Source organism: Salinicola sp. LHM (genome assembly GCF_034479735.1).
GTDB classification, from domain to species: domain Bacteria; phylum Pseudomonadota; class Gammaproteobacteria; order Pseudomonadales; family Halomonadaceae; genus Salinicola; species Salinicola salarius.
In genome coordinates, this window is sequence record NZ_CP140261.1 from 326,552 (window position 1) to 341,867 (window position 15,316).

At 64.6% G+C, this 15,316-nt stretch carries 15 protein-coding genes; 9 read left to right on the forward strand and 6 right to left on the reverse strand.

Features of this window, described 5'->3' with window-relative positions:
• Nucleotides 1-41 precede the first annotated feature (41 nt).
• A complete protein-coding gene (gene hisC / locus R5R73_RS01605) occupies nucleotides 42-1,100 on the reverse strand; it encodes a histidinol-phosphate transaminase (RefSeq protein ID WP_322528592.1) in 1,059 nt (352 codons plus the stop codon).
• Nucleotides 1,101-1,289: 189 nt separating this feature from the next.
• On the opposite strand from hisC, the gene R5R73_RS01610 reads away from it, so the two are divergent.
• The 5 genes from R5R73_RS01610 (at nucleotide 1,290) to mnmH (ending at nucleotide 6,783) form a co-directional block, all read left to right on the forward strand.
• The gene (locus R5R73_RS01610; RefSeq protein ID WP_322528593.1) at nucleotides 1,290-2,387 is read left to right on the forward strand and encodes an alkene reductase; all 1,098 of its coding nucleotides are present in this window, start codon (nucleotides 1,290-1,292) and stop codon (nucleotides 2,385-2,387) included.
• A 127-nt stretch (nucleotides 2,388-2,514) separates the two neighbouring features.
• Nucleotides 2,515-2,979 (forward strand): copper resistance protein NlpE N-terminal domain-containing protein, encoded by a 465-nt coding sequence (locus R5R73_RS01615; RefSeq protein ID WP_071231548.1) that lies wholly within the window; start codon nucleotides 2,515-2,517, stop codon nucleotides 2,977-2,979.
• 146 nt (nucleotides 2,980-3,125) lie between these two features.
• The gene (gene radA, locus R5R73_RS01620) at nucleotides 3,126-4,502 is read left to right on the forward strand and encodes a DNA repair protein RadA (protein ID WP_322528594.1); all 1,377 of its coding nucleotides are present in this window, start codon (nucleotides 3,126-3,128) and stop codon (nucleotides 4,500-4,502) included.
• 131 nt (nucleotides 4,503-4,633) lie between these two features.
• Nucleotides 4,634-5,674: a selenide, water dikinase SelD gene (gene selD, locus R5R73_RS01625; protein ID WP_087720707.1), complete on the forward strand. Its 1,041-nt coding sequence runs from the start codon at nucleotides 4,634-4,636 to the stop codon at nucleotides 5,672-5,674.
• Between the two features lie 35 nt (nucleotides 5,675-5,709).
• Complete coding sequence (mnmH, locus tag R5R73_RS01630) at nucleotides 5,710-6,783, forward strand: tRNA 2-selenouridine(34) synthase MnmH (protein ID WP_322528595.1); 1,074 nt, start codon at nucleotides 5,710-5,712, stop codon at nucleotides 6,781-6,783.
• A 17-nt stretch (nucleotides 6,784-6,800) separates the two neighbouring features.
• On the opposite strand, the gene R5R73_RS01635 is transcribed toward mnmH, so the two are convergent.
• The gene (locus R5R73_RS01635) at nucleotides 6,801-7,472 is read right to left on the reverse strand and encodes a type 1 glutamine amidotransferase (protein WP_322528596.1); all 672 of its coding nucleotides are present in this window, start codon (nucleotides 7,470-7,472) and stop codon (nucleotides 6,801-6,803) included.
• 60 nt (nucleotides 7,473-7,532) lie between these two features.
• Between R5R73_RS01635 and R5R73_RS01640 the strand changes: the two genes are divergently transcribed.
• The 3 genes from R5R73_RS01640 (at nucleotide 7,533) to R5R73_RS01650 (ending at nucleotide 9,355) form a co-directional block, all read left to right on the forward strand.
• Nucleotides 7,533-7,835 carry an MGMT family protein gene (locus tag R5R73_RS01640; protein WP_071231544.1) on the forward strand — a complete coding sequence of 101 codons (303 nt, stop codon included), beginning with the start codon at nucleotides 7,533-7,535 and terminating at the stop codon, nucleotides 7,833-7,835.
• A gap of 10 nt (nucleotides 7,836-7,845) precedes the next feature.
• Nucleotides 7,846-8,436: a YjaG family protein gene (locus tag R5R73_RS01645; RefSeq protein WP_071231543.1), complete on the forward strand. Its 591-nt coding sequence runs from the start codon at nucleotides 7,846-7,848 to the stop codon at nucleotides 8,434-8,436.
• 145 nt (nucleotides 8,437-8,581) lie between these two features.
• Nucleotides 8,582-9,355, forward strand: a complete 774-nt coding sequence (locus R5R73_RS01650; RefSeq protein ID WP_322528597.1) for a DUF3298 and DUF4163 domain-containing protein — start codon at nucleotides 8,582-8,584, stop codon at nucleotides 9,353-9,355.
• 127 nt (nucleotides 9,356-9,482) lie between these two features.
• Here R5R73_RS01650 and hisF read toward each other — a convergent pair whose 3' ends face one another.
• The 4 genes from hisF to hisB all read right to left on the reverse strand — a co-directional run bounded on the left by hisF (nucleotide 9,483) and on the right by hisB (nucleotide 12,486).
• A complete protein-coding gene (gene hisF / locus R5R73_RS01655) occupies nucleotides 9,483-10,256 on the reverse strand; it encodes an imidazole glycerol phosphate synthase subunit HisF (RefSeq protein ID WP_087720695.1) in 774 nt (257 codons plus the stop codon).
• The gene (gene hisA, locus R5R73_RS01660; protein ID WP_322528598.1) at nucleotides 10,253-11,038 is read right to left on the reverse strand and encodes a 1-(5-phosphoribosyl)-5-[(5-phosphoribosylamino)methylideneamino]imidazole-4-carboxamide isomerase; all 786 of its coding nucleotides are present in this window, start codon (nucleotides 11,036-11,038) and stop codon (nucleotides 10,253-10,255) included. Before hisA ends, hisF begins: the two co-directional genes overlap by 4 nt.
• 172 nt (nucleotides 11,039-11,210) lie before the next feature.
• On the reverse strand, nucleotides 11,211-11,852 hold the full coding sequence (hisH, locus tag R5R73_RS01665) for an imidazole glycerol phosphate synthase subunit HisH (RefSeq protein WP_322528599.1): 642 nt from the start codon (nucleotides 11,850-11,852) through the stop codon (nucleotides 11,211-11,213).
• Nucleotides 11,853-11,892: 40 nt separating this feature from the next.
• Nucleotides 11,893-12,486, reverse strand: a complete 594-nt coding sequence (gene hisB, locus R5R73_RS01670) for an imidazoleglycerol-phosphate dehydratase HisB (protein WP_071231538.1) — start codon at nucleotides 12,484-12,486, stop codon at nucleotides 11,893-11,895.
• A gap of 290 nt (nucleotides 12,487-12,776) precedes the next feature.
• Between hisB and R5R73_RS01675 the strand changes: the two genes are divergently transcribed.
• Complete coding sequence (locus R5R73_RS01675) at nucleotides 12,777-15,164, forward strand: AsmA family protein (RefSeq protein WP_322528600.1); 2,388 nt, start codon at nucleotides 12,777-12,779, stop codon at nucleotides 15,162-15,164.
• The last annotated feature ends 152 nt before the right edge of the window (nucleotides 15,165-15,316 follow it).

Here is a 15,316-nt window from a genome sequence, read left to right on the forward strand (position 1 = left end):
TGTGGGAAAGCCGATACCGTTCTGACGACATCGCGCTGCCACTAGGCCTGGCGCGTGGCTTGGAGTGCTTCGATCAGGCTGCGCATCTCGTCATCGGTGCCGATCGAGATACGCAGGAAGTCGCGTAGTCCATCCTTGTCGAAATGACGCACCAGAATGCCGCGCTCACGCAATTCGCTGAAAATCGTCGCGCCATTGCGTTCCGAATGACGCACGAACAGGAAATTGGTCTGTGACGGCAGGACTTCGAAACCCAGGGCTTCGAGCTGCTGACGCGTCCACTCGCGTGTCGCGACGACCCGCTCGCAGCAAGCCTGGAAGTGTTCGTCATCCTCCAGTGAAGCGATGGCGACTTCGCTGGCCAGCTTATCGATCGGATAGGAATTGAATGAGTTCTTGACCCGCTCCAGCCCGTCGATGAGCTCACGCGAGCCGATGGCATAACCTACGCGCAGCCCCGCCAGGCTGCGCGATTTGGACAACGTCCCGGTGACCAGCAGATTGGGGTGATCTTCGATCAGCGGGATGGCGCTTTCGCCGCCAAAATCCACATAGGCCTCGTCGACCAGCACGACGCTCTCGGTGATACGCTCGAGCAGGCGGGCGATAGCCTGGCGCGGATGACCGTGGCCGGTCGGTGCGTTGGGGTTGGCGAACACGACCCCGCCATTATCGGTATCGAAAGCTTCCAGGGCGATCTGCCAGTGGTCGTTCAGCGCCACGGTTCGATAGGCAATGTCGTACAGCTTGCAGTAGACCGGGTAGAAACTGTAGCTGATCGCCGGCATCAGCAGCGGCTTCGGCTGGCAGAAGAAGGTCTGGAACGCCAGCGCCAATACCTCATCGGAGCCGTTGCCGACGAAGACCTGTTCCGGCTCGACGCCATAGGTCTTCGCCAGCGTCTGACGCAATGCCGAAGATTCCGGATCCGGGTAGAGACGCAGATGATCCACCGCGAATCGTTGCAATACCGCCTCGACGGCCGGGGAAGGCGGATAGGGATTTTCGTTGGTATTGAGCTTGATCAGTTTCTCGCGTGGCTGCTCACCCGGTACGTAGGGGGTCAGGGCGCGAACGGCGGGGCTCCAGAATCGACTCATGATCTCTCGCGGGCACGTGATGGATACGATGCAGACAAGTGCGGCAGGGCAGCACTCATAGTGACGTCAGGCTCGAATCGGTGCAAGCCAACCCCGGGAATATGAACGGTAGGCTTGATTAGTGCTCTAACGGCCTCATCTAAGGAATATCCGACTCACGATTTACACTCTTATCTTCGAAGGGATTCCATGGCTTACGACAAGTTGCTTTCGCCCATTACCGTCGGTGACGTCGAACTCGACAACCGCATCATGATGGCGCCACTGACTCGTGCCCGCACGCCGGATAGCATTCCCGGCGCACTGCAGGCCGAATATTACGCCCAACGGGCCGGCGCGGGCCTGATCATCAGCGAAGCGACCAACATTTCGCCCACGGCACAGGGCTATGTCTACACGCCGGGCATCTGGACCGACGCTCAGGAAGCGGGTTGGCGCCAGGTCGTCGACGCCGTGCACGGTGCCGGCGGGCGGATCGCCCTGCAGCTGTGGCACGTGGGCCGCATCTCCCACGAGATGGTGCAGCCGGAAGGTCAGGCCCCCGTCGCGCCCAGCGCCTTGCGCGCCGAGGGCGCCAACTGTTTCGTCGAGTTCGAGGACGGCAGCTCCGGCCAGCACCCGACCAGCACACCACGGGCGCTGGCGCTGGACGAGATCCCCGGCCTGATCGACGACTACCGTCAGGCTGCCAAGCGCGCCAAGCGTGCAGGGTTCGATCTGGTCGAGGTGCACGCCGCCAATGCCTATCTGCTGCAGCAATTCCTCGCTACCGGCAGCAACCGGCGCAACGACCGCTACGGCGGCAACGTGGTCAACCGAGCCCGTCTGCTGCTGGAAGTCGTCGACGCCGTGAACGAGGTCATGGGGGCCGGGCGCGTTGGTGTGCGGCTGTCGCCCTTCATCGAAATCTTCGGTCTCTCGGATGACGAGCCCGAAGCGATGATGCGTTATCTGGCCAGCGAATTGAGCCGTCGCCAGATCGCCTATCTGCACATCAACGAGCCCGACTGGACTGGCGAAGGCCCGCAATTGAGCGACGATTTCCGCCGCGATCTGCGCGAGCGTTTCTCCGGTACGCTGATCTACTGCGGGCACTACACCGCCCAACGTGCACAAGCGCTGATCGAAAACGGGTTGGGAGATGCCGCTGCCTTCGGGCGTCCCTACATCGCCAACCCGGATCTGGTCGAGCGCTTCCGTCGGGATGCCGCGCTCAACGAGCCGAATCCGGAAACCTTCTATGGTGGCGGGGCCGAGGGATATACCGACTATCCGGCGCTGGATTGAGCCGTTTGCGCGTGACAGCCTGAGCCGTGGTGGCTGAATGGGGTGTCACGCGGGAAACTTACCGCTATCCTGTCATCATGTGGCCGCCGAGGCGGCCTATATGGCCCAGAAGTGAAGGAGAACCGATATGCAGATCAGGACGTTGCTGGCCAGCGCCGCCACGGTTGCCGTATTGGCCGGTTGTGCCAGCGGTGGCACCCAAACGCAGACCGGCACCGCCGATTCATCTGCCGGAATGTCGTCGACCACGACCACCTACGAAGGCACGCTGCCTTGTCGCAGCTGTGATGGTATCGACCTGACCGTCGACCTCAACGGCACCGAGTCATCGCCCGCTGCCGAGCGTACCTTCACCCTCGAGGCCGACTACCGGAATCATCCGCAGAACCCGGATCCGGAGCAGTACGAAGGCCAGTGGGAAACGATGACCGGAACGGCGGTCGATCCGCAGGCAACGGTCTATGAGCTGACGCCGAACGGCGAAGGCCAGATCTACTACTTCCAGAAGATCGACGACAGCACGCTGGAGTTGATCGATCCCCAGCGCCGTCGTTTCGAAAACGGCGAGATGCTGCGTCTGACCCGTCAGTAATCGTTACGCTGACGAGCACATCGAGGCGGCCATTGGCCGCCTCTTGTCGTTGAAGGACAGCCGTCAACGGGCAGTCGGTGTGGAAACGCCATCTATGGCACCATGCACGTCTGTCATCCCCACCTGCTTGATGGAGACCGCCGCGCGTGGCAAAAGCGAAAAGCGCCTTCGTCTGCACCGAATGCGGTGCGGACTACAGCAAATGGCAGGGCCAGTGCAGCAACTGCCGCGAATGGAACACGCTGAGCGAGGTCAGGGTCGGCGGCGCCCGGCCCGGCGCACCCGCGAACGGTAGTGGTGCTCGGGGCGGTTATGCCGGCGCGCTGTCGCGAGAGGTCGTCGATCTTTCCGGCGTCGATCTCACCGAGGTGCCGCGCTTCAGTTCGACGTTCGAAGAGTTCGACCGCGTTCTCGGCGGCGGCCTGGTGCCCGGTTCGGCCGTGCTGCTGGGCGGCCATCCCGGCGCCGGCAAGTCGACGCTGCTGCTGCAGACCGCCTGCCGCCTGGCCCAGAGCAAACGCGTGCTCTATGTCACCGGCGAGGAGTCGTTGTCCCAGGTGGCGATGCGCGCCCACCGTCTGCAACTGCCGACCCAGGGGCTCAAGATGCTCGCCGAGACCAGCATCGAGACGCTGCTGGCCGTGGCCGAGCGGGAACGCCCCGAAGTGCTGATCATCGACTCCATCCAGACCATGCACCTGGAAGATATCGGCTCCGCGCCCGGCGGCGTCGCCCAGGTCCGGGAGTCGGCGGCGGCACTCACGCGCTTCGCCAAGCAGAGCAACACCGTGTTGATGCTGGTCGGCCATGTCACCAAGGACGGCACGCTGGCCGGCCCCAAGGTGCTCGAACACATGATCGACGCCTCGCTGCTGCTCGAAGGCGGCAGCGACTCCCGGTTCCGCACCCTGCGCGGGCAGAAGAATCGCTTCGGCGCGATCAACGAACTCGGCGTGTTCGCGATGGTCGAGCTCGGCCTCAAGGAGGTCAAGAATCCCAGCGCGATCTTCCTGTCGCGAAGCGAGGAGCTGGCCTCCGGCAGTCTGGTGATGGTGGTGTGGGAAGGCACACGGCCGATTCTGGTCGAAGTGCAGGCACTGCTCGACGAGTCTGCGCTGGGCAACCCGCGTCGCGTCGCGGTGGGGCTCGATCACAACCGCTTGGCGATGCTGCTGGCCGTGCTGCACAAGCACGGCGGGCTGTTTACCGGCGACCAGGATGTCTTCCTCAACGTCGTCGGCGGGGTCAAGGTGCTCGAGACCAGCGCCGACCTGGCGGTCCTGCTCGCCGTGGTTTCCAGTCTTCAGAACCGGCCGTTACCACGGGAACTGGTGGTGTTCGGCGAAGTGGGGCTGTCCGGCGAGATCCGTCCGGTACCCAGCGGCCAGGAGCGCATCATCGAAGCCGCCAAGCATGGCTTCACGCGGGCCATCGTGCCGCGCGGCAATGCGCCCAAGAAGGCGCCTGCCGGCATGCAGGTGGTGGCGGTCGACAAGCTGGCCGAGGCGCTGGAAGCGCTGTGAACGTGGCGGTCCACGGGGCCGCCTGTCTTGTCGCCGGCGGGGATCGTGTCGCCGGCGCTGAGTCTCGTCGCCGCGTCGGGTAAACTGCCAGCCAGGATCGATATCCCCAGGAAAGAGACGAGGAACAGACCATGAGTGCCATTCGCCTGACGCAGTACAGCCACGGGGCCGGCTGCGGCTGCAAGATCGCCCCCGACGTGCTCGACCGCATCATTGCCAAGGCCGGGCCGGGCGCCAACAGCAAGCATCTGATCGTCGGCAACCAGGGGCGTGAAGATGCCGCCGTCTATGACCTGGGCGACGGCCGCGGCCTGATCTCGACTACCGATTTCTTCATGCCGATCGTCGATGATCCGTTCGACTTCGGCCGCATCGCCGCGACCAACGCCATCAGCGATGTCTACGCCATGGGCGGCGAGCCGATCATGGCGCTGGGCATTCTCGGCTGGCCGCTGGACAAGCTGCCGGCGGAGATCGCCGGCGATGTCATGTCCGGCGCCCAGGCCGTCTGTCGCGAACTGGGCGTCGCCCTGGCGGGCGGCCACTCCATCGATGCACCGGAGCCGATCTTCGGGCTCTCGGTCAACGGCCTGGTCGATCTCGACAACCTCAAGCTCAATAGCGGCGCCAAGCCGGGCGACCTGCTCTATCTGACCAAGCCGCTGGGCGTCGGCCTGCTGACGACGGCGGAAAAGCAGGGCTTGCTGGAAGCCGGTCACCACGGCCTGGCCCGCGAGACGATGCTGATCGCCAACGATATCGGCAAGGAACTGGCCAAGGTCGAAGGCGTGCATGCCATGACCGATGTCACCGGCTTCGGCCTGGCCGGGCATCTGAGTGAAGTCTGCGCGGCGAGCGGCGTGGAAGCGCGGATCGATTTCGCCAAGCTGCCGCGGCTCGCCGAAGCCGAGGCCTATCGGCGCAAGGGCGCCGTACCGGGTGGCACCGCGCGCAATCGCGAGGCGATCGGCAAGGCGCTGCCGGACATGGACGCCGCCCACTGGCAGTGGCTGTGCGATCCGCAGACTTCCGGCGGCCTGCTGCTGGCGGTGGATCCGGCCTGGGCCGACGATGTCGAGCGAATCGGGCGGCAGCATCAACTCAAACTGGAAGCGTTCGGCGAATGCGTCAGCAAGCGCGGCGGTGCCAGCCTGATCGAGGTACGCGGTTGAAGGACGACGACAAGAGCCGTGCAACGAGCCATGAGTTGATCGATGCCGATCTGGCGCTGCTCCAACGACCGTTGATCGATGTCCGGGCGCCGATCGAATTTGCCGCTGGCGCCTTGCCGGGGGCGATCAACCTGCCGTTGATGGACGATGACGAGCGCCGCGAGGTCGGCATTCGCTACAAGCACGCCGGCCAGGCCTCCGCGGTCGAGCTGGGTAACCGCCTGGTCTCCGGCGAGAGCCGCGAAGCGCGGTTGGTCGCCTGGGAACAAGCCATCAAGGCAGCGCCGGATAGCGTGATCTACTGCTTCCGCGGAGGCATGCGATCGAAGATCTCGCAGCAATGGCTCGCCGAGCGCGGCTATCCATTGCCACGGATTCGCGGTGGCTGGAAGGCGATGCGTACCCGGTTCATCGAGACGCTGGAAGCCCACAGCCAGGCTCCCTTGCTGCTGGTCGCCGGCCTGACCGGCTGCGCCAAGACGGCGCTGGTCAATTCGCTCGATTCTGGCGTCGACCTGGAAGGCCACGCGCGTCACAAGGGGTCGGCCTTCGGCCAGCATCCGTTGGCCGGACCATCGCAGATCGATTTCGAGCATGGCCTGACGCTGGACCTGATGCGCCTGCCTCATGCGCGGGTGGTCGAGGACGAGTCCCAGCGTATCGGGCGGCTGGCGATTCCGGCCACCTTCTGGCAGGTAATGAAAGCCGCGCCCTGTATCCGGGTGGAGATGCCGCTGGAGTGGCGTCTGGAGCAGATCCGCAAGGATTACATCGAGGACCTGAGCGAGATCTATCATCGCGACTACGGCCCGCATCTGGGCGAAGTGCTGTTTCGCAAGCAGCTCTCCGGCGCTCTGAAGCGCCTCGGCAAGCGTCTGGGAGGCGAGCGTCTGGCGCGATTGACCGAGGCGCAGCAACGGGCCTTCGTGGCCCAGCGCCACGGCAACGTGCAGGCTCACGATGCCTGGCTGGCACCGCTGCTGCGGGAGTACTACGACCCGATGTATCGCCACCAGATCGAGCATCAGCCCCGGCCGACACTGCATGTCGGGGATTGGGACAGCTGTCTGGCGGTCGCCCGGCAGTGGGAGCGCGAACAGGCCGGTTAGGAGCAAGGATTTCTAGTTCAGCGCTCGCCCAGCCACTGGGTCATGATCCGGTCCAGTAGCGCCGCCTGCCGATCGAAACGCCTCGGGTCGTCAAGGATATCGTCGCGAGTCTGTACGTAAGGCGCGGCGTTGGCTGCCGGCAGGTCGTGATCGCATAGCGCCGCCGAACACCGGGCCGTCAGCTCCAGATGACACTGAAGCGCGACGACGCGACCCAGATCCCAGGCGAATCCCTGAACCGGACCGGCCGGCGTGCTGCCCAGCGGCAGGCAGCCATCCGGCAGGCCGAAGATGTCGCGATGCCAGAGCAGGGCGTCGAAGGTTTCCGGCAGGTCGAAGGGGCTTTCGTCCGCCAGGGTCAGCGGCTGCCAGCCGATTTCCGGCTGCACGGCGGGCGAAACGATGGCGCCGAGCGCCTCGGCGATCAGGCCGGCACCGAAGCCGATGCCGAGCACCGGCTTGTTGCTTTTCAAGGCGCGATCCACCAGCTTGCGCTCGCGCTTGAGCAGCATGGCATCGGGCGGTTGCAGCGCATCGAGCAGCACCAGCGCGTCGCAGTTGGCCAGTGGCGGTGGCAGTTCGCCCTCGTCCAGCCGGCAGTGGTTGTAGCTGTGGCCCATGCCGGTGAGCCAATCCGCCATGCGGGCGGGGCCGAACAGCGGGCTATGCTGAAGAAAGTAGATATGCATGATAGGTCCAATGATGGGGACGACCGGACCACTCCACAAGCGAGGAATAGGGTTTTAGCGATGGCCATTCGTGCCCAGCTCCTGGAACAGATCTACACCATCGTGGCGCAGATACCCGCAGGGCGAGTCACCACCTACGGCCGGATCGCCCGGATGACCGAAGGCGCCACGGCGCGCCTGGTCGGGACGGCCATGCGGCAGTTGCCCGCGGGGCACGACCTGCCCTGGCACCGGGTCATTGGTGCCAGCCGACGAATCGCGGAGCATGGCGGCGCCCAGCGCCAGCACGAGAAACTGCGCGCCGAAGGGGTCGTTTTCGATGCCGGTGGTCGCGTGCCGATGCATTTGATGTGGCCAGAATGACGAGGAATTCATGACAAAGCCCACGGGGAGCTTCAACGCCAGGCTTCGCCGGCTCGACGCGCGCCAGCAGATCGCTTTCATGGCGGCGCTGAGCGAACGCCTGGTGCCCAACTATGCGCTCTATGCCGGCATGAGCGGCCACGGCAATCCGAGCGTGATGAACAATGTGCTGGATCTGGTGTGGGAGCGGCTCAAGGTCGCCTCGGCCCGGATCGACTTTGACAAGCAGGCCGAGAAACTGGCCGAGATCGAGCCGCCGGAAGACGACGACAGCTTCGGTGCGCGACGGGCAACGGAGAGCGTCATGGCGTTGACCACGTTGCTGGATGCCCTGCGCGGCGAAGCCCCGGAGGCCGCACTGGAGGTGAGTCGGGTTTCCCGCAACGGCGTACGCGCCTATATCGAAATGACCGAGGGCAGCGAGGACGCCGAGCGGCTCGACGCACTGTTCCGCGAGCACGAGCTGATGCAGGACGAGCGCGATTTTCAGGACGCGGTACTCGAAGCGCTCGAGGCCGATCCCCGGCTCGAAGATCTACGGGCGCTGCGTATCCTGGGGCGGAACCAGGGGATCAGCAATCTGGGGCTGAGCCTCGATTGATCGGCGTCGACCGGTTGTGGATAAGCGGGTCATGCCAGAGACTGTTGATAACGGCTTGTCGATGGAAAGACAGGAGCAAGGCGATTGGAGGCCGATAACAGCAATAGCGGCCGACGCGCGAGAATAACGTTCAAGGAGGAACATCATGCAGAAACGCTGGTTGGTCGGTGGTCTGGCATTGGCGACAGTGATGCTGGCGGGTTGCCAGAGTCTGGGATGGAGCGGTGATGCGCTGCGCACCGAGCCGGTAGTGAAAAGCGTACACGAGCCCGACTGCGAGGGTGACGGCTGCGCCAACGTCAACGCCGCCTACCTGCGCTTCCCCGAATCGCCGCAACTCTCCGACGAACTCGAACGGCGGCTGTTCGGCCTGGCGAGCGGGCTCAGCGATAGCCCCGACGGCAACGCCATGGGGCAGGCCCGTTCTTTCGATGCCTTCGCCGATCAAGTGTTCGCGGCTGCCCGCAGCGCCCGCCAGGACGTGCCGGAACTGCCCGGCTTCGAGGCCGATCTCAGGGCGGACATCGTGGCGGATCGCGACGACCTGCTGGTGATCGAGCTCGACGGTTATCTGTATAGCGGCGGTGCCCACGGCTTGCCGCTGACCTCCTACATGGTGATCAGTCGCGACACGCAGCAGGTGGTGGACCTCGACGACATGCTGCTGCCGGGGCAGCGGCCGGCTTACGAGGCGGCGTTGAAGCGCGCGCATCAGCGCTGGTTGAAGTCCGATCAGGCCAGCGGATTGTCGGAGATGCAGTGGCCGTTCGCGCTATCCGACAACGTGGCGCCGTTGGCGGACGGTCTGGCGGTGAAGTACCAGGTCTACGACCTGGCGCCGTACGCGGCGGGGCAGCCGCAGTTGATGATTCCCTACGCCGAGCTCGACGGCGTTCTCGAGGCGCGCTATCTGCCGTGATGACGACGGTCGTCGGGGCCTGTCGCTGGCCGCGAAGGCAAGTGAGGTAAACGGCAGAAAACGCAAGCGCCGCGCCTGGAACTCAGGCGCGGCGCTTTGGGGTCGCCAGGTTCGCTCGGCAATGGCCTCAGAGGCGCATCTCGATGCCGTGTTCGGCCATGTAGCGCTTGGCGTCCGGAATCGTGTATTCGCCGAAATGAAAGATGCTGGCGGCGAGCACCGCATCGGCGCCGCCTTCCTTGACGCCGGCTACCAGGTGATCGAGATTGCCGACGCCGCCGGAAGCGATCACCGGCACCTCGACGGCGTCGCTGATCGCGCGGGTCACGCCGAGATCGAAGCCCACCTTGGTGCCGTCACGGTCCATGCTGGTCAGCAGCAGTTCACCGGCGCCGTACTCGACCATCTTGCGTGCCCAGTCCACGGCGTCCAGCCCGGTCGGGCGGCGCCCGCCGTGAGTGAATATTTCCCAGCGCGGCGGCTCGCCCTCGGCACTGACCTTCTTGGCATCGATCGCCACCACGATGCACTGGCTGCCGAAGCGTTCGGCGGCCTCGCGCACGAAATCCGGGTTGGTGACGGCGGCGGTGTTGATCGAGACTTTGTCCGCACCGGCATTGAGCATGGTGCGAATATCCTCGCAGCGACGAATGCCGCCGCCCACGGTTAGCGGAATGAACACCTCGCCGGCGATACGCTCGACCATCTCGACGGTGGTGCCGCGATCTTCATGACTGGCGGTGATGTCGAGAAAGGTGATCTCGTCGGCGCCCTGCTGGTTGTAGCGCTTGGCGATCTCGACCGGATCGCCGGCGTCGCGAATCCCCACGAAATTGACGCCCTTGACCACGCGGCCGGCGTCGACGTCGAGACAGGGAATGATGCGTTTGGCCAGCGTCATGAGATGTCTCCCTTGGCGGCGTCGATCCCGTCACCAAGCATCGAATCGCCCTGAATCGAATCGCTCAGCGCCTGTGCCTCGGCGACGTCGAGCGAGCCCTCGTAGATGGCGCGGCCGGTAATGGCGCCGATGATGCCGCTGTCAGCGACCTTGGCCAGCGCACGAATGTCTTCCAGATCGGTCACCCCGCCGGAGGCGATCACCGGCAGGCCGCCGTCACGGGCGAGTTGGGCCGTGGCTTCGACGTTGACGCCCTGCATCATGCCGTCGCGGGCGATGTCGGTGTAGACAATCGAGGAGACGCCGTCATCGGCGAATCGCCTGGCCAGATCCACCGCCTTGACCGTGGACACCTCGGCCCAGCCATCGGTGGCGACGAAGCCGTCGCGGGCGTCCAGGCCGACGATCACGTGGCCCGGGAACCGGCGACACATCTCGCCGACGAAGTCGGGTTCCTTGACCGCCTTGGTGCCGATGATCACGTAGCTGACCCCGGCAGCGAGATAGTGCTCGATGGTCTCGGCACTGCGGATGCCGCCGCCGATCTGGATCGGCAGATCCGGATAGGCGCGGGCAATGGCCGTGACGGCGTCACCGTTGACCGGCTTGCCCTCGAAGGCGCCGTTGAGATCGACCAGGTGCAGCCGCCGCGCGCCGGCCTCGACCCAGCGTGCGGCCATCGCGACCGGATCGTCCCCGTAGGAGGTCGCATCATCCATGCGGCCCTGTTTGAGGCGCACGCACTGGCCGTCCTTGAGATCGATGGCGGGAATCACCAGCATGGCTTCGAATCCTTTGACTGTGAGTCGGTTAGGTGCTGTCCGAAAAGTCGGCGAGCGATGACCAGATAAGGCAAAAATCGGCGAAAGAACGGAGTTTACAGAGGGTAAATGAGTATCTTGAGCCGATGTTTAACGCCATTATGGGTGAGCGCAGCCACTTTTCGGATGGTGCCTAGGGCGCCCAGTTGACGAAATTTTCCAGCAACCGCAGACCATCCCCGGCGCTCTTCTCCGGATGGAACTGGACCGCGAAGACGGTACCGCGACCTGTGACCACGTGGGCATCGACGCCGGCGTAATCGGTGGTACCGAAGATATCGGCATCGCTGGTGGCCTCGACGTAATAGCTGTGCACGAAGTAGAACCTCGCGCCGTCCTCGATGCCGTCCCACAGCGGATGCTGGTGATGCTGCGCCACGCGGTTCCAGCCCATGTGCGGCACTTTCAGGCGCTCGCCTTCGGGCGTGGTCAGCTTGTGGCCGAAGTGACGCACGCGACCGGGGAGGAAGCCCAGGCAGTCGACGCCGCCGTTCTCCTCGCTGCGATCGAACAGCATCTGCTGGCCGACGCAGATACCCAGCAGCGGCTTGGCCTGCTCCTCGAGCAGATCCTTGACCAGGCCTTCGAGCTCGGTGCGCTGCAACTCGCCCATGCAGTCGCGGATCGCGCCCTGGCCGGGCAGCACCAGGCGCGAGGCACCGCGAATCGAGCGCGGATCGCGGGTCACCATGACGTTTTCATGGGTGACGTGCTCGAGCGCCTTGGCCACGGAGTGCAGGTTACCCATTCCGTAATCGATCACGGCGATCGTCATTGCGGTTTCCTCGCTGATTCGGTGGTGGCGATGGACGGTATCACAGGCTGCCTTTGGTCGATGGCATCTGGCCGGCCATGCGGGGGTCTTCCTCGACTGCGGCGCGCAGCGCACGGCCGAATGCCTTGAAGATGGTTTCCGCCTGATGGTGGGCGTTGAAGCCCTTGAGATTGTCGATGTGCAGCGTGACCTGAGCGTGGTTGACGAAGCCCTGGAAGAACTCCCAGAACAGCTGCGTGTCCAGCCGGCCGATGGTCGCGCGGGTGAATTCGACATCCATGAACAGGCCCGAACGGCCGGAAAAATCGATCACCACGCGGGACAGCGCCTCGTCGAGCGGCACGTAGGCATGGCCGTAGCGACGAATGCCCCGCTTGTCGCCGATCGCCTGGGCGAAGGCCTGACCCAGGGTGATGCCGAGATCCTCGACGGTGTGGTGCTCGTCGATCTCGAGATCGCCCTTGGCATCGATCGTCAGGTCGATCATGCCGTGGCGAGCCACCTGATCCAGCATGTGGTCGAGGAAAGGAACCCCGGTCCGGCAATCCAGGCGGCCGCTGCCGTCCAGGTTGACCGTGACCGTGATCTGCGTCTCGTTGGTGTCGCGCGACACCGTGGCGATGCGCTCGGACATGCGTGGGGAATCTCCCGGTACGGTTGGCGAGAATCGGCCATTATAGTGAATCGAGCCCTGCATCCGCTACAATGGCGGTGTTTATCAGGCGGCGATCTTCGCGCCGCCCACCGATCAGTCAGGCCGTTCTGCCGACAAGGAGATACAGGGGGCATGCCGGAAGCCACACAGCACGTCGAGTCGCATCATTCAGTCGTTCCCGGTAGGGCGATTCCCGGTCGCATGGCGTGGCGGCGATGTACCGTTCATCGACCGCTGGCGTCTGTCGATCACGCACAGGGAGGATGGGAATGAAGGGGCTGTTCAGAACGCTGCTGGCGGCAGTCGGTGTCCTGGGGATTCTGGTCGTGGTGGCGGTTGTCTATATCACCACGTTCTTCGATCCGAACGATCTCAAACCGCGCCTGATCGAGGCGGTTCGCGACCAGAGTGGCCTGGAGCTGCGTCTCGACGGCCCGCTGTCGTGGTCCTTCTATCCGCGCATCGGCGTCAGCGTCAAGGACGCCGAAGCCTGGCTCCCCGAGCAGGCCCGGGACGATGCGCCCTTCGTCGGCTTCGACAACGCCGAGGTCAGCGTGGCCTTTACGCCGCTGCTGACCGGCGATGTCTCGGTCGACGGCCTGATCCTCGATGGCATGCGCCTCAATCTCGCCCGCGATGCGCAGGGCCAGGGCAACTGGCAGGTGCTGCTGGATCGCCTGGCCGAGAACGATGGTCAGAAGGGGGCCGAGTCGTCGAAGCCGGCTCAGCCAGAGAAATCGGAGAAAAAGGGCCCCGGCCTGAAGCCGGGCGCCGATCAGGCGGTGGCGTTCGACATCGCCAGCATCAAGGTCTCCAACAGTCAGGTGAATTACGTCGATCGGCAGAAACCGCTGGACATCACGCTGGCCAACCTCAGTCTGCAAAGCAGCAACGTCAGCCCGCAATCCTCGTTCCCGATCCAGCTCTCCTTCGATGTCGAGGGTCGCCAGCCGGATGTGAACGGCAATCTGCAGTTGAAGAGCCAGATGCGGATGGATCTCGGTGCCGGGCGCTACACCTTCGAGGGCGTGACGCTCAACGGCAAGGCGCAACTGCCGACACTGGCCGAGCAGGCCCAGACGCTCAATCTGAAGGTTGCCACGCTGGTCGCCGATACCCGGGCGAAACAGTACCGGGCCGACGACATTCAGCTTGCTGCCTCGCTCTACCATTCCGCCATGCAGGAAACACCGCTGTCGCTGGACCTTCAGGGCGATGCGGCGGCCGATCTCGAGGCCCAGACCGCCACGCTCGGTGACCTCGTTTTGACCGGCGACGATGGCCTGGACCTGAAAGGCAGCGTGAACGTCACGCAACTGAGCGACGCGCCACGCTATCAGGGCCGGATGGAACTGGCGCCGCTGTCGGTGCGGGACTGGCTGACGCGCTTCGGTATCGAGGTAAACAGCGCCGACGACGAGGCGCTCACAGCGCTGTCGCTGAGTGGACCGTTCTCAGGCGATGCGCAACAGATCGACTTCGACGATCTGCAGATGACGCTGGATGACACCCAGCTGCGTGGCTCGCTGGGTGCCGCGTTCGACGGTCAGGCGCTGAATTTCGATCTTGCCGGCGATCGGCTCGATCTGGACCGCTATCTGGCACCGCGATCGCAGGACGCAGGCGGCGATGCGACGGGCGACGACGCCAAGGACACCGCCTGGCTCTCGGCGCTCGGTGTCGCGCCGGCGCTGGCCGCGGCCGAAGGCGCCGAGGTGCTTCCCGTCGACTGGCTCGCCGGGCTCGAGCAGGAAGGGCATCTGACGCTGGATTCCCTCAAGGTCAAGGGTATCGATCTGAGCGACGTCGAACTGGCCACCAGTGGCAGCGGCGGGCGTCAGCGCCTCGATTCCCTCAGCGCCAACCTCTACGACGGCGCGTTGCAGGCCTCCAGCGCGCTGGACCTGAGTCAGTCGCCGATCCGGCTCTCCTTCACCGAGCGCATGAACGGCGTCGATATCGCGCCGCTGTATCAGGGTTTCAGCGGCAAGACGTCACCGCTACGCGGCAAGCTCAACCTGCAGGGCGATTTCGATTCGCGGACCAACACGGTCGAAGGGCTCAAGCAGAATCTCGACGGCCAGGCTGCGCTGCGTGTCGATGACGGCGCCATGCTCGACGTCAATGTCTCGCGTCAGCTGTGCACGGCGGTCGCGACGCTGGAAGGGCGTGAATCGACCCGCGAATGGAGCGAGGACACCGCCTTCGATCGCCTGCAGGCCAGCGTGACGGTCGACAACGGCGTGGCGCACAACGACGATCTCGTCATCGCCATCCCGGGCATCGAGGTGACCGGCAAGGGTGACGTCAATCTGGTGACCAACCGTCTCGACTATCGCGCCGCGGCGCGCTTTACCGATACTGCCGACGAGGCTGCCTGTGGCGTCAATCCGAGACTGGCCCGGATCGACTTCCCGATCCGCTGCCAGGGCAGCCTCGACGAGGCGCCAGGGCAGTGGTGCGGATTCGATCGCGAGGCGTTCCAGAGCTCCCTTGCCGAACTGGCCAGGGACGAGGCCAAGCGAAAGGCCGGCGAACGGATCGACGAAGAACTGGACAAGCAGCTCGACGACGAGACTCGCCAGAAGATCGACGAAAAGCTCGGAGACGGCGCGGCCGAGAAGCTGGGCAACAAGATTCGGGATATCTTCCAGTAAGCCTGGTCAGCACTCAGCCTGGGCGCCGACGTCATGTCGGCGCCTTGTCATTCTGCTGGCGGATTGTCGCTTCGCTTCCGTCTTCCCATCCTGTTCATCACCTCGACCCGGTCCCGTCGCATGGCGGGCTGGATCGTTTCCATCATTCCGAA